Genomic DNA, 13,350 nt, shown 5'->3' with positions numbered 1-13,350 from the left:
CCGCCAGCGTGAGCAGAACGAGCTTCCACGGATTAATGTCGAGATAGGTCGCGGCTTCGGTTCGGATGATCAAAACGAGGGAATCGACCTGACCAAAATAATCGTCGAACACCGAACCGACGCTAGTGATGGTCTTGCCCGCCAGCGCCTGTGAGATGGCGTCCGGCATCCCATGAAAGAGCGGATTCGTGATCCACTCGGAGTAGGCGACGGTTGTGGCTGCAACATAGAGGAGGCAGAGCTTCACCATCCGGTACACCAGCTCGCCCCAAGGCTCGCTGACGATACCGCGCATCACCATATAGCCGAACAGCGCGATGTAGATGACCAAGCCAAGCGCCAGCGGTCCCCGCACGACATCAATGACGTTGTTGAGACGCTCGTTCAGGAAGAGATCGAGCTTCCCGTCGATGTTGGTGTAGATATCCGCGAAGAGTGTGGACGCCATGGCCAATTCCCCGCCTATTTGTGACCCAGCGAACGCTCGAGCTTGTCGGCGTTCTCGACGTCCTTTGCGTTGCTGCATTCCTGGGCATCGGTGTGGGTGCCGTTGGCGCACGCGGCGAGGATCTCAGCGCGTAACTTGGGATCGGACTTCAGGTCCGCCTTGCCGATCGGCTGCCCGCAACCACTCAGGAACGTGGCCGCGAGAACTGGGAGGGCCGCGGCGATCCCCTTCACGGCCGGCTACTCAGGCTCTGCTGAAGCTTGGCGAGGCCGGTCTCGTCATCTCGCTGCGAACGCAGTCTCGCCTCGGCGGTCTGCCGCATCTGAAGCGCCTGAAGCTGGACCGCATCGTTCTGGATATGTGCATTTTCCACGCCAACACGGGCTTGGATATCCATCACGTCCTTCGCGTCCGACGCGGTGTCCAGCGACGAACGCAGTTCCTCGAGACCCGTCGTTCTCTGGGCGGTGACGCCATATGCTGCCTCGGCAATGGCCGCGTCGCGCGCCGCCATGTCGCCATTGCGAGAAATGGCATCGCGGTTCGAGCGCTCGAAAGCGGTAGCGTCCGGGCGAAGCGCGGGAAGCTCGACACGGTTGCTGCTGCGGATCCGGTCTGCGGCCGTGCCAAGGCTGCCGAGCCCCGTCGTGTTAGAGGACATGAGGCGCTGAATGTCCCGTGCCTCGCTCGGCAAGAGGTGGCGAACGGCGTCGGTGTTCAGGGAAGAGGCAATCTGATTGACGTTCGTCAGCTTGTTGACGCTGTTGAACATGTCGGTGGCTTGGGAAATTTGCTGCTTCCCCTGTTCAATCATCGACAGGGTGTTCTTCACCGTCGAGAGGGTCTGCAGAAACGTGCTGGAATCATAGACCGGGATGCCCTGCGCGAAGGCCGGCACGGAGATTGCCAATCCGCCGACAATCGCGAGCGCTCGTATTGCTTTCATGACCTTATCCTTTCCTTCTGGTGGTGGCGCGGCGGCGCTCGTGAAAGACGGGCAGCCAGTGACTGGGATCGTCGCCATGTTCGCGGCGAACCTGATCGAGGATTCCGACGGTTTCGGTGGTGCCCGAGAGGACGGCCAGCTCGTCGGACAGGCCGCCGAGATCAAGTTCCACCACGATGGAATCGTGACCCTGCTTGACCAGAAACCGCCGGCTTTCGGGGATCAGATCGTTTCTGATGAGCTTGAACTCGGCGCGAGTGAGGCCGAGCCCATCGATATAGTCGACCTCTCGGCCGTGGGGGTTGGGCAAGAGGATTTTGGTAGCGACCTGCTCCATGATGCTGTGCGAGATGTCCGATCGCAGAGCGTCAGCGGGGCTTTGCGTCCCGAACACCAGAAAGGCATTCTGCTTCCGGTAGGTCTTCAGGCCGTCCTGCGCGAAGGCGCGGAAGGCATCATCGCCCAGCGCCTTCCAGAACTCGTCAATGTCGATCACGAGGCGACGGCCATCGAGCAGGGCATCGATCCGGTGGAACATGTACATCATGAGCGGCGTGCGGATCTCGGGATTGTCGAGGAAATCCGTCATGTCGAAACCGATGAACCGGGCCTCGAGGGTCAACTCGTCCCGGTCATTGTCGAACACCCAGCCCAGTGCGCCGCCGCGCGACCATTTCTCAAGCCGCGCGCCAATCCCTTCCGGATCGCGCTGTCCGAGCAATTGACGAAGCGCGAGGATGGACCGCTCCTCCGGGGGAAGGCGTCCGATCGAGAGGATGCCCTCGTCGATCATCCGCTCCTGCGTGACGCCGAGTTGGATGCCCGAGGGGGTCACCAAATGTCGGATCAGGCGGCCGAGGAAGACGATGTTGCCAGGGGTCTGCTCAAGCGCGCGCAGCGGCGCAAACCCGGTCGGCACCCCATTGCGAAGCGCCAGATAGGTGCCGCCGGATGACCGCACATAGATCTCGGCCCCTCGGTCCTTGTCGATGAAGATCTGCTGCGCGCCGGTTTTCTCCAGCTGCGCCATCAGGAAATTCTGGACGACAGTCTTGCCGCCGCCCGACGGGCCGATGATCAGTGTGTGGCCAAGATCGTTCACATGAAAATTGAAATAGAAGGGAGACTGGGCCGCGGTCTTCATCAACGCGATCGCAGCACCCCAGTGATTGCCATCGGGCTTGCCGGCGGGGAAAGTGTGGAACGGCGAGAGCGCGGCAAAATTGCGCGACGTGATCGCCGCTGGCCGCGCACGCCACGCGAAGTTGCCAGGAAGCTGCGACCAGAAGGCGGCCTCCAGCGCCGGACCTTCCCGAGCGGCCACCAGACCAGCGTCGGCGAGCGCCGCCCGGGCGGTCGAGAGATTTTCGGCCAGGCGCTTTTGATTTTCACCGAAGACCGCGAGCGAGAAATGATGCTCGCCCAGGACAAAGCGATTGCTCTGCAGATCGTCGGCCGCGTCGGCCAGCTCAAGTGCCTGGCTCGCAGCGGCGTCCTCGGTCGAGGCCATCTGGTTCTGGCGACGGCGCAACCGCTCCGAGGCCCGCGCTTTGCCCATGAACGCGAAGGACTGTGTCACGACGAACGCGAAATCTTGGCTGAGGAGCGCATTCATCTGGCCCGGCCGCGTCATCGCCGGATATTCGCGGATGCCGAAAAGGCCCACGAACCGGCTCGTGTCATGCGCCCGCACCTCGACCGTCTCGCGGCCGAAGATTACCCGTTCCCCATAGATGGCGGAGCCGAGATGGCCTCGGACCAAGGGCACCCTGCCAGCGCGGCCCATCATCACCAGTTCAAGCACCTCGAGCGGCTGCGAGAACATCAGGCCATTATGCTCGTACAAGTGGAGGCGTCGGGGCCGGCAGCGTGCGAGGAGCTTCTCGATGTCACGCGCCTTATCCTCGAAGCGCGCAAGCTCGTCCTCGTCGACTTCGGCCCCCTCCTTGCGCGCCGATGCCAGACGTCGAAGGAGCACGCCGGTACGATCAGCCGATCCAACGGACGGGCGCATGATGAGCGTCAGGTAGAGCTCGTTGACGAACATGCGCTTGGCGGTCACCCGCGCGCGGTATTTTGCATCGAGATCGGCCGCAAAGGCCGAGCGAAACTTGCCTTCGGGATAGTCCGTGATCGGCCGGCGGACGATATGCGTCCAGATCGCCAGACGGTCGTCGGCGATATTGCGCAACGTGCCGTTGAGCTTTTCGTGCCAGTCGTTGAGATGGATTGGGTCGGCCGTCTCGAATGCAAGGCCGTCGAGCTTGAACATCATCATGAGGTCGCGCCCGTCGAGCGCAATGATGTTGTCGTCGATATGACGCGCATAGGGGAGATAGCGCGCGGGGTCCGCCTCATTCTTGAGGATCCGCCACGGCGTCCGCGCGGCAGCGCCGCCCAACGAGTTGGCCCGGCTAGCCATGCGCAAAGCCCCGGCGTTTCGCCCCATCGATCGGCAGGGGCGAGTAGGAGCTACCGCCCCACCATCCCCGGTTGCGGCATCGTGCCTTTGTCGTTGTCCAGAGCCACAAGAGGCGGAAGGCGTTTGCGTCGTGCCGCACGATCAGCCGGGCTATGGCCAGAAAGGCCCCGGCTAGCGCAAGAGCGTAAAGCGGGTTGCCGGTGACGATGAGCGTCAGGCACGCCGCCAGCGCGATGGGCAGCGATGCTTCGATCGGAACGCCCAACCACATCGTCGGCCGAGTCACGGCCAGGAAGAGCGTTTCTTCCCTGAGTTTTTCATCGTCCATCCCAGCGCACTCACGCGCCGCCAGTGATGGTATCGACGATCCACTGTGCGCTGAACACGATGAAGATGCCGACGATGACGGTGACCAGGAGCCCCAGGCTTGCCCGCCCGGTGAAGAACATGAAACCCACGATGACGACCGCGATCACCGCGATCGTTTTCGCAAAAGTACCGGTCAGCCAGGTCTTGATATTCTCGGCCATCGACGTGACGCCGTCGGCCGCTTGGGCATGGGCCGGATCGGTGAGCAGGAGCGACACCGCAATGACCGCAATAAACAGTGCCAGATATTGCGCGAAAGTACGCCTCCGCGGCGTCAACCACATCTTGGAATTGTTCGCTAAGGCAGTCATTCGGCTTGTCCTTTCGGTGAACTGTTGGATGCCCCCCCAAAGACCATCAAAGATGCCGTCTGCGCCCCCGCAGTGGTGTCCCATGCCTCTTGGACGCGCGGCGAGCGAACGCCCGCCGAAGGCTGCTTAACTGTGGGTTCCGGCGTCACTGGCCCGGGCAAAGCGGCGGGTTCTGGCATCGCTCGACGCCTGATCGCTGGCACGACGACACTCGAAGATGCGTAAACACGGCCGACATAGCCATTTCCGAACCCGCGCGAACGACTGCCCGTATTGTACATCGACATGGCGGTCGCGATGGCCACCTCTGTAGAAGGGCTGGAGCGAACAACGTTCAGATAGTTGGAAGCCAGCACGCGCGCGGCTGCGGCGAGATTGCGACAGGGATCGAAGGCGTCCTCGACCGACAGGCCGAGCCACCTCAGGTTTGCGCTGTTGATTTGCCCCAGACCCAGATCGATGTTGTAGCCGCGGGCGATCAGCGATCGCGCGGCTGCAGCGGCCGATGCCCGATCGCTGGGTTTGGGTGCGGCAACGCCCTTCGCATTCACGCCGATGGCATAGGGGTTGAAATGACTCTCGGTGTGGACGACCGACACAAGCGTTTCGACCGCAACCGATGGTGCGCATTGCTGCGCCAGTCCGACCACGGTTGCGAGCTCGAGGATCACTGTGGTGTGGTCCCTTGTTCGCTGGGAGACGCTGGCAAGCTTTCAATATTCGCAAGCGAATAGGATTGCTGCCGCCCGTCGGTGAACGTCATCACCACCCGGCGCCGCGAAGCGGAATCTCGATCATAGACCTTGGTCTTCGCAACGCCGCTACCAGAGCAGCCGGGGAAGGAACCGCCCAATCCCAGACGCTCCCATAACTTCACCATAGGCGGCACGCAGGCGGGGTACTGGGTCGCGCCACCCGGATTTGAAAGGCAAAGCAAAACCTGGCAACCCAGATCGTTCGCATGCGCGGGAGCCGCCGCGGCGGACATCGCCACGAACGGCACAGCAAGGACAAGCCGCAGGCGCTGCATCTGATTTCTCCGCTTTTCAGCGCCGCTGCATTAAAAATGCGCCGACGACTCTCCGTTGAAAATCACCTCTCTTTTGAACCCGGTGCGGCAATTTCGGGCAATCCCCCCACAAGGGGGGAGCGGAGGTGCAAGGTCGTGCAAGACGGCAGGAATGCAGAGCGGGCTTGATCGCCAGCCATTCCTTGAGCCTCAAGTCTGAGAAACCTGAAGCGCCTATTCGCTATTGTGGGGGGCGACGCTGCTAGACGAGCGCGTCGATGTTCAGATGTCCGTCTCGGACAGCGCGAAGCACGAGCTGGGTCCGGCGACGCACGCCATACCGCCGGCGCGCACCTTCGACATATTCATGGACAGTGTCGCGGCTCAGACCCAGAATCTGTCCGATCTCCCAGTCGCTTTTGCCCTGTGCTACCAGATCAATGCAGTCGATCTGGCGCGGGCTGAGCGCTATCGGCACGTTTGCCAGTTCATCGGGACCGAGAAGGGCTCGAGCCTGGTCGAACGCAACCGTGCCAATCAATCGGGCAGAGAGAAGGTCCGGGCTAGAAATCGTCTCATCAGCTTGACGCGCTACCGTAAATATCGCGTCGGGCTCGTTGCGCATTCTGATCGGCATGGTGAACCCTGCTGCCAGTCCGTGCGCGCGACCCCGCTCCAGAATTGATAGCTGGCGAGCATTGGGCGCGATGTAATCCCCGATCTGATCCCAGGTGAGCCCGGAGACGGTCTTGGCGCAGGCAGCGTGGACCGGATCTTCAAGATAGAGGCGCGCATCCATCACCTCCTCGATCCAGCGCACCGGATAGGTGGTCATCAGGAGCGCTTTGCGGGTGGTCCGTTTCAGGTCGACATTGTGCACCAATGCAAACCAGCGGAACCCGAACTGACGCACAATCGCATCGAGCAAGGATTTGAGTTGTTCGAGTGTCGTCGCCTGCCGGCATTCGGCTTCGAACGCAGTGATGTCACCGAGGCGACCGGCATCTTCGAGACTACCCATAGTGCGAACGATTCGCATTTCGATTGTGGTTTCGTCCAGTCACCGTTCGGCGAAGCCATTGAAAAACAAGACCGGCTGCATCCAGCGCCCAACTCCCCGCAAGAAAAGCACAGGTCGTCTTTAGTACGAGTCGGCCAGAGTAATGACGAAAGAGCCCACGTGACACTTTACCTTCGGGCAAAGTGTCACAGCCGACAAAATGACGAAATTTACGGCAAAGGGGATTCACTTCACCCCCTATATGTGCTTGATTCAATCCTGTTATGTTGCATGCTCCGATCATCGGCGACGGCCGCCCGCAACTGGATATGCCATCCTTGCTGGAGATGCTTGCGCGGTCGTCATCTCGGCCGCGCTACGCCTTCATGGTGCTCAACCTGATTGCCCAAGTTTCCCGTTCAGACGGCAGCGCCGGGCCGCTGGTAGCCAAGGGCGCCGGCCTCATTCCCTTGCGTGACTGGCTTTGTGATGCACTGACGCCGATGGGGCAGCGCGACCCCCGGCGCGTCGCCCTGGAAGAGCGGATACGCAGCGACCTGGAAATGTCCGGCGCGTTGCCGATCGATGGGGGTCAGGCCACGGCTATGGTCGAAAACGCCATCCGTGAGCAGGTACGGGCTTCGGGCAAGACGAATGTGAGCCGGGCGGTGTCGGAGCTGGTGCGCGCTGGCTTGCTCAAGCGGCACTATCAGGGCTATTGCGTTGATCATCACAATCGCGGTGCGCAACGTCAGGCCGTCTATATCTTGGCTGGTGGCGCGCGAGGCTTGATCGGCGGCAGACAAGAACAGCCGAGAGCCGTTCCGAGACAGGCAGAACTAGCTTTCTGATTGCCCCGAAAATGGCCTAATTTAACATAACTATTATTATCAAACTAAGTAATTGTAGCAGCAACGTTCAAATGTCACAGTCGCGCAAAGTAGAGATGTCTCACTTGGGCTACCGTGCCCTCCGGCTGTTCGGAGGTATTGAGCATGGCGGTGTTGCATATGAGTACCGAGGAGCTTTCGCGGGTCGAGACGTTAATGCATGTGGTTTCAGGCCGCATGACCGTTACCGAGGCGGCAAAGTTGATGAGCGTCAGCCGCCGCCACGCCCATCGGCTTTTGACTCGTTACCAAGACGATGGATCATCCGGGCTTGTGTCGCGCCGCCGTGGTCGACCCAGCAACCGGCGCTTGGATGATGGCATCAGAGATCAGATTGTCGCGCTGGTTCGGACCCATTATCATGATTTTGGGCCTACCCTGGCCGCCGAGTATCTGGCCGAGCGGCATGATGTCCGGATTTCGCGGGAGAAGCTGCGGCAGATCATGATCGAAGCCGGGTTCTGGAAAGATCGTCAGGCCCGTCGCCCTCGCCCGTATCAACCGCGTTATCGGCGGGACTGCCGGGGTGAACTGATCCAGATCGACGGCTCGAAGCACTGGTGGTTTGAGGATCGCGGGCCGCAATGCACCCTGCTGGTTTATATCGACGACGCGACCAGCGAGCTGATGCACCTCAGGATGGTCGAGAGCGAGAGCACCTTTGCCTATATGGAGGCGACCCGCGCATATATCGAACGGCACGGCAAGCCGGTGGCCTTTTATTCCGATAAGCACAGCGTTTTCCGGAACGCGCGGGCCAGCGCCGCTCGTGGCGACGGCATGACGCATTTTGGTCGCGCGCTCGATGCTCTGAACATCGAGATCATCTGCGCCAACTCTCCGCAGGCCAAGGGCCGCGTCGAGCGGGCCAACGCCACCTTGCAGGATCGCCTGGTTAAAGCGATGCGCCTTGAAGGCATCTCGTCGATCAAGGACGCCAACGCCTTTCTCGACAGCTATATCGCCAGGCACAACGAGCGGTTTGCCCGCCCTGCCTTCGATGTCCGCGATCTGCACCGTCCCCTCGCGCCGCATGATGATCTACGCTCGATCATGGTCTGGCGGGAGCAGCGGACGGTGACGGCGGCGCTGACGCTGCATTACAACAAGGCGATGTTCATTCTGGAGCCGAACGATGTCAGCCTGAATCTGGCGCGCAAGCGGGTGACGGTCTGTGAGTATCCCGACGGCCGGCTAGAAATCGAGCATGAGGGCCATGTCCTGCCCTATCGTCAGTTCGACAAGATGCGGCAGGTGAACCAGCCTGCCATTGTCGAGAACAAGCATCTGGACGCAGCGCTGTTGCTGGCCAGACAGATGCAGGCGATCATGCCGCATCACCGCAAGCGCAACAACGACGCCCCTGCCCGCCGTGACCAACCCATGCATCTCTTCCCCGAGCCAGACCCGCCACCAAAGATCGACCGCCGCACACTGGGTGGCTCAAAGCTCAAGCGCGGTCCCAGACTCAGTGATGAGGCGTTGCGCGAACGCGGTACGCTCAGGTTCGTTCAGAAGACATGACCGGGCCCACTGCAGAGCAGCGGGTCCATGGTGCACCACCCCAAGGTCAGCGCTTCAGCAGGGTCTGCGCTGCGCTGTTCCGATGGCTCCACGCAGCCCCTGCTGCTCCCCACCCTGTGACATTTCTATATGGCACAGATCGGGACTTCTCTATTTAGCGAGAACAGTAATTTCAGGGCGCGTGCGATTGCGATCCGCCCGCGCTCAATCCTCATTGCGTTCGAGGAGAAGTCGAGCAATCGCCCGTCAATGCTTCAAACAGACGATGATCGCCGACACGACAGCTGCAGTTTCAACAACATCGCGGACCTTCACCGTGTCGATCCCGAGTTCGGCAGCGGGATAGTCATTGCCACCCGGATAGATCGCGTCGCCGAGGAAGAGCATTCGCGCGAGCGGCACGCCGCTTTCCTTGCTCAGCCGCTTCAGCCCATAGCCCTTGTCGACCCCGGCACGGGTGACATCGATCGAGGTGGTGCCGCCCAGGTTGATCGAGAGGTCGGGCAGCGCCACCTGTAGCGTCTTTTGAATCGCGGCCCGCTTGGCGCGGTCAGGATCCCAGCCCTCTTTCGCCTCCAGCGGCGCGTCCTGGCCGAGGCCGGAAAAGGTAATCTGGCTTCCCCGATCCTCGATCCGCTCTCCCCAAATGCGCTCGTCGGCCAGTCCCGCTTCCGACAGCGCACGGTCGAAGGCTGCGCGGATGCTCGCCTTCTCCGCGTTGTCGAACAGCTCGGCATAAACCCTGCGCCACGCACCGTCGATGAAGCGGTAGAGCTTCGTGCCAGTGGTCGGCATCAGCCACAGCCGCTCGCGGGCGACGTTAAGCGGCAAGCGCGAGACGACTTGCCGGTCGAATTGCGGCCAGTCGCCGCCCGAGATCACCGCAACATCGACCACGGCCAGCAGGCGGGCGAGCGTCGCCGCCATCTCGGGCGACAAGGGCCGCTTGCTCTCCGCAAGGGTCCCGTCGAGGTCGAATACGATCAACCATTTCACGAGGCGGTGCCCTCCCCGTCGCGGTTGCGGAGATCATTGTGAAGGGCGGTCGCGGCGATCGCCGCGTGGCCCATCGCGACGCTGATCTGATCGAGCGACATGACGATATCGCCCGCCGCATAGACACCAGTGACGCTCGCCCGCTGCTTGGTATCGACGACGATGCAGCGATCGTCGCTCAGCTCGACGCCGAGCTGGCGCGCAAGCGCGTTGTTGCTGTCCGACCCGAGCGCCGGATAAACCGTGTCGAAGTGCAACTCGCTGCCATCGGTGAGGTGGAGCGCAACTCGATCGCCTGAAAAGTCCATCCGGGACAGCGGCTTCGGTGCGACTGCGATCTCGGCCGCGGCGAGCGCCGCGCGATCGTCGGCACCAAGATCGATCGTCTCCTGCGCAACAAGCGTGATCCGGTCCGAGAAGGTGCGCAGGAACAACGCCTCCGCGACTCCGTGCGTGTTCGCGCCGATCACCCCGATCGCCAGCCCGGTTGCCTCGTAGGCGTCGCAGACCGGGCAATAGCGCAGCATTCCCCGCTGCAAGGCGTCGCGGTGCGTATCGGCATCGAGCGCAGGGCGGCGATTCTCGACCCCGGTTGCGATCAGGACAGCGCGCGCGGCGATGGTCACTGTGGACCCTCGCGCTTCGAAGGCATCGGCCTTGCCGTCGATCGTTTCGATCCGGTCCGTCAGGATCGTGGCCCCGTAGCGTTTCGCCTGTTCGCGCATCCGCCGCAGCAGCTCCTCGCCGGCAATACCCTCTGGATAGCCGGCGTGGTTGTGGGAGAGCGGTATCCATTTCGCTCGGCTGTGCCCCTCATCGACCACAACGACGCGGCGGTGATATCGCGCAAGGTAGATCGTAATTGCTCACGGGGTCGGCAATTGGGCTCTGATCAGGCGACGACGAACCTGCCGTCGACGAGTTCGCGGATAGCTACGAGGGCCGATTTGCCGCTGAGACGGGCGGTTCCGGTGACGGAGCGATATCCGGCGTGGATCTGGGCGCCCCAGTCGGATCGGAAGCCGTTGGTGACCTTGCGGAACACGACCGAGGGGCGGATCTCGCGCTCTGATATGTTGTTGGTCGCAGGGACGTCGCGGTTGGTGAGGAAGACGAAGAACTTGCCCCGCCAGGCCTTGATTTGTTTGAGCAGAACACGTCCCGCCGGGTGCGCGACAGGCATCTGTACCAGGCGGGTCAGCAGATTGTCGGCCTTCGCGGCGTAGGCGGCCAGCGTCGTGTCTTTCAGGCTGCTTCGTCGCTTGCCGATCCGGATCGCCCAGCGCAGGTGGTCGCGGATTTTGGGGGCGAAGGCGGTATCCCCGCAGTCGATGGCATACTGAACATCGCGCAGGACATGGGCGAGGCAGACCTGATGCTCTTTGCCCAGTTCCTGCTGTCCGGCGTAGCGATCGGAGACCCACACGTCGGGTTGATGGCCCCCCAGCACCTCGTCGACAACACTGCGCGCCCGGCGCGGGGCGATCTTGTGCAGGACCGCGTCTTTCGAGAGGAAGACCCATTGCCAATGGGCAATGCCGTTGGTGCGCGTGGACGTCTCATCGGATGCGATGATCCTTGCCGTCAGCAACTTGTCGGTGATCGCCTTCGTGGCTGCTGTCATTCCGGCCTGCATGCGCCTGAAGGCGTTGGCGATTGCCCCTTGGGAGATCGTGAGGCCAAACAGTTCCGCAGCAATGCGCGACAGTCGCTCGAAGCTGACATGGTGGCTGTGATGCAGATAGGCCAGCAGCGAGCGGATGCCAGGGCCAAACGGCGTGCCCGGCTCCATACCCGCCGGCGCCTCGGCGCGGTAGCGACGGCCACATCCCCCGCAGCGCGCACCGAACAATTCGATGCGGGTCACAATTGGGCGGATCGGCGGCAGGTCGATATGATCGTAGCGGTGACGGCAATGCTGGGTCTGCGAGGAAACATCGGTCCCGCAATGGCAGCAGCTTGCCGCCATGGCGCGTTCGGTTTTGTCCGGCGTCTCGGCCAGTGGGCGGTGCTTGCCTTCGCGCGGCGGGCGCTTGCCAGTCCTGGGCTTACCGCCTTTGCCGCCCCGCTTGCCGAAGTCGTCCTTCGAAGGCGGAATATGCGAATTCTTCGAGGTCTTGCGCGGCTTGCCGACCAGCGATTCCAACTCGGAAATCCGTGCTGCCATCCGCTCGATCATCTCGTGCTGAGCAAGCAGCAGCTCGTTCTTCTCAGCCTCGGTCAGAACATGAAGCGGCGGTGGTGGCATCCGTAGGGTGAATCAGCCAATCGACCTCCACGCAACACTTTTCTGCCAACCCCGTGAGCAATTACGGTAGATCGCCGCCGTGAGGCCCCCCGGTCCGCCGCCGACGATCAAGGCGTCATAGCGATCCGCCGTCATGCCACTTGCTTCGCCGGATCGCGGTAGGCGAGAAGCCGCAACGCATTGAAAACGACCAGAAGCGTTGAGCCTTCGTGCATCGCGACCGCCGGGCCGATGCCCAGGCCCAGGATCGTCGCGGGCACAAGGAACGCGACCACCCCGAGGCTGACGAAAACATTCTGCCGGATGATCCCGCGAGTGTGGCGGCTCAGGCCCACCGCGAACGGCAGATGCCCAAGATCGTCGGCCATCAGCGCAACGTCGGCCGTCTCCAGCGCCACGTCCGAACCCGCTGCACCCATCGCAATGCCGACCGTCGCCGACGCCATAGCCGGCGCGTCGTTGACGCCATCGCCGACCATCGCGACCTTGTCCTCGCCGGCGAGCTTCTTGATCGCGGCAACCTTGTCCTCCGGCATCAGGTCGCCCCATGCCTCGTCGAGCCCGACATCCTTGGCGATGGCGTCGGCCACCTTCTGGTGATCGCCCGAGATCATGATCATCCGGGTGATTCCCATTTCGCGCAGCCGCTTGAGCGCGACCTTGGCCGCCTCGCGCGGGGTGTCCATCAGCCCGATCGCGCCGATGTCCTTATCGCCCTTGCGGACCACCATCGTCGTCCGCCCGTTTTCACGCAGGGTGGCGATGGCGTCGGTCGCGGCCGCGTTCAGCGTGGGGATGCCCTCCACGCCGAACATCTCGGCCTTGCCGATCCATACTGTCTCGCCATCAACGGTGGCGGTGACGCCGCGTCCCGTCAGGCTCTTAAGATCGGTCGCCTCCGGCAGATCGCGCCCACCCAGGCGCTCGCGGCCGTCCTTGACGATCGCCTGTGCCAGCGGGTGATCGCTCAAGGCTTCGACCGCGACGGCGAGTGCCAACAGATCCTCTTCGCTCGCCCCCTCGACGGGCACGACATCGGTGATGCGGGGACGACCTTCCGTCAGCGTCCCGGTCTTGTCGAACGCGATCGCCTTAACAGGCTGCGGAAAAAGGCGCTTGCCTTGATGTGGCATTGCTGATTCCAGGATCCCGTAGAGGGATGTTGAAGGGATCGGGATGCGCGGCGG

General features: G+C 62.3%; 14 protein-coding genes and 1 pseudogene. 2 read left to right on the top strand and 13 right to left on the bottom strand.

The window, feature by feature from the left end; genetic code table 11:
• The 9 genes from LH128_RS18215 to LH128_RS18180 all read right to left on the bottom strand — a co-directional run.
• A partial coding sequence (locus tag LH128_RS18215; protein ID WP_008831143.1) for a type IV secretion system protein occupies positions 1–448 on the bottom strand: 448 nt, incomplete at its 3' end.
• A 14-nt stretch (positions 449–462) separates the two neighbouring features.
• Positions 463–681, bottom strand: a complete 219-nt coding sequence (locus tag LH128_RS18210; protein WP_008831142.1) for an EexN family lipoprotein — start codon at positions 679–681, stop codon at positions 463–465.
• On the bottom strand, positions 678–1,394 hold the full coding sequence (locus tag LH128_RS18205) for a type IV secretion system protein (RefSeq protein ID WP_008831141.1): 717 nt from the start codon (positions 1,392–1,394) through the stop codon (positions 678–680). The genes LH128_RS18210 and LH128_RS18205 overlap by 4 nt, the downstream gene beginning before the upstream one ends.
• A 4-nt stretch (positions 1,395–1,398) precedes the next feature.
• Entirely contained in the window at positions 1,399–3,816 is a 2,418-nt protein-coding gene (locus LH128_RS18200; RefSeq protein WP_008831140.1) for a VirB4 family type IV secretion/conjugal transfer ATPase, read from the bottom strand.
• Positions 3,809–4,144, bottom strand: coding sequence for a type IV secretion system protein VirB3 (locus LH128_RS18195; protein ID WP_008831139.1), 336 nt, complete (start codon positions 4,142–4,144; stop codon positions 3,809–3,811). Before LH128_RS18195 ends, LH128_RS18200 begins: the two co-directional genes overlap by 8 nt.
• 10 nt (positions 4,145–4,154) lie before the next feature.
• On the bottom strand, positions 4,155–4,496 hold the full coding sequence (locus LH128_RS18190; protein ID WP_008831138.1) for a TrbC/VirB2 family protein: 342 nt from the start codon (positions 4,494–4,496) through the stop codon (positions 4,155–4,157).
• A complete protein-coding gene (locus LH128_RS18185; protein WP_008831137.1) occupies positions 4,493–5,167 on the bottom strand; it encodes a lytic transglycosylase domain-containing protein in 675 nt (224 codons plus the stop codon). The genes LH128_RS18190 and LH128_RS18185 overlap by 4 nt, the downstream gene beginning before the upstream one ends.
• Positions 5,164–5,526 (bottom strand): hypothetical protein, encoded by a 363-nt coding sequence (locus LH128_RS32325; protein WP_008831136.1) that lies wholly within the window; start codon positions 5,524–5,526, stop codon positions 5,164–5,166. The genes LH128_RS18185 and LH128_RS32325 overlap by 4 nt, the downstream gene beginning before the upstream one ends.
• A gap of 241 nt (positions 5,527–5,767) precedes the next feature.
• Positions 5,768–6,526 (bottom strand): autoinducer binding domain-containing protein, encoded by a 759-nt coding sequence (locus tag LH128_RS18180; RefSeq protein WP_008831135.1) that lies wholly within the window; start codon positions 6,524–6,526, stop codon positions 5,768–5,770.
• Between the two features lie 263 nt (positions 6,527–6,789).
• On the opposite strand from LH128_RS18180, the gene LH128_RS18175 reads away from it, so the two are divergent.
• Positions 6,790–7,356 carry a hypothetical protein gene (locus tag LH128_RS18175; RefSeq protein WP_008831134.1) on the top strand — a complete coding sequence of 189 codons (567 nt, stop codon included), beginning with the start codon at positions 6,790–6,792 and terminating at the stop codon, positions 7,354–7,356.
• A 144-nt stretch (positions 7,357–7,500) separates the two neighbouring features.
• On the top strand, positions 7,501–8,919 hold the full coding sequence (locus LH128_RS18170; RefSeq protein WP_037520163.1) for an ISNCY family transposase: 1,419 nt from the start codon (positions 7,501–7,503) through the stop codon (positions 8,917–8,919).
• A gap of 246 nt (positions 8,920–9,165) precedes the next feature.
• On the opposite strand, the gene LH128_RS18165 is transcribed toward LH128_RS18170, so the two are convergent.
• From LH128_RS18165 to LH128_RS18150, 4 genes and pseudogenes are all read right to left on the bottom strand, one after another.
• A complete protein-coding gene (locus LH128_RS18165; protein WP_008831132.1) occupies positions 9,166–9,915 on the bottom strand; it encodes an HAD-IIB family hydrolase in 750 nt (249 codons plus the stop codon).
• Positions 9,912–10,772 (bottom strand): NAD(P)/FAD-dependent oxidoreductase, encoded by an 861-nt coding sequence (locus LH128_RS18160; protein ID WP_083910282.1) that lies wholly within the window; start codon positions 10,770–10,772, stop codon positions 9,912–9,914. Before LH128_RS18160 ends, LH128_RS18165 begins: the two co-directional genes overlap by 4 nt.
• A 35-nt stretch (positions 10,773–10,807) precedes the next feature.
• The gene (tnpC, locus tag LH128_RS18155; RefSeq protein ID WP_008831130.1) at positions 10,808–12,163 is read right to left on the bottom strand and encodes an IS66 family transposase; all 1,356 of its coding nucleotides are present in this window, start codon (positions 12,161–12,163) and stop codon (positions 10,808–10,810) included.
• Between the two features lie 131 nt (positions 12,164–12,294).
• Positions 12,295–13,260, bottom strand: a pseudogene (locus LH128_RS18150) (HAD-IC family P-type ATPase); the annotation flags it as partial.
• Positions 13,261–13,350 lie beyond the last annotated feature (90 nt).

This window comes from Sphingomonas sp. LH128, from assembly GCF_000293195.2.
GTDB lineage: Bacteria > Pseudomonadota > Alphaproteobacteria > Sphingomonadales > Sphingomonadaceae > Novosphingobium > Novosphingobium resinovorum_A.
Note: the sequence above shows the minus strand (reverse complement) of the source record. Positions and strands in the feature narration are given on the sequence as shown.

Bases quoted from the DNA above. Each gene is read 5' to 3' on its own strand.
- LH128_RS32325 (WP_008831136.1), bottom strand. From the start codon at position 5,526: ATGCAGCGCCTGCGGCTTGTCCTTGCTGTGCCGTTCGTGGCGATGTCC.
- LH128_RS18175 (WP_008831134.1), top strand. From the start codon at position 6,790: ATGTTGCATGCTCCGATCATCGGCGACGGCCGCCCGCAACTGGATATG.
- LH128_RS18195 (WP_008831139.1), bottom strand. From the start codon at position 4,144: ATGGACGATGAAAAACTCAGGGAAGAAACGCTCTTCCTGGCCGTGACT.
- LH128_RS18170 (WP_037520163.1), top strand. From the start codon at position 7,501: ATGGCGGTGTTGCATATGAGTACCGAGGAGCTTTCGCGGGTCGAGACG.
- tnpC (WP_008831130.1), bottom strand. From the start codon at position 12,163: ATGCCACCACCGCCGCTTCATGTTCTGACCGAGGCTGAGAAGAACGAG.
- LH128_RS18180 (WP_008831135.1), bottom strand. From the start codon at position 6,526: ATGGGTAGTCTCGAAGATGCCGGTCGCCTCGGTGACATCACTGCGTTC.
- LH128_RS18200 (WP_008831140.1), bottom strand. From the start codon at position 3,816: ATGGCTAGCCGGGCCAACTCGTTGGGCGGCGCTGCCGCGCGGACGCCG.
- LH128_RS18205 (WP_008831141.1), bottom strand. From the start codon at position 1,394: ATGAAAGCAATACGAGCGCTCGCGATTGTCGGCGGATTGGCAATCTCC.
- LH128_RS18190 (WP_008831138.1), bottom strand. From the start codon at position 4,496: ATGACTGCCTTAGCGAACAATTCCAAGATGTGGTTGACGCCGCGGAGG.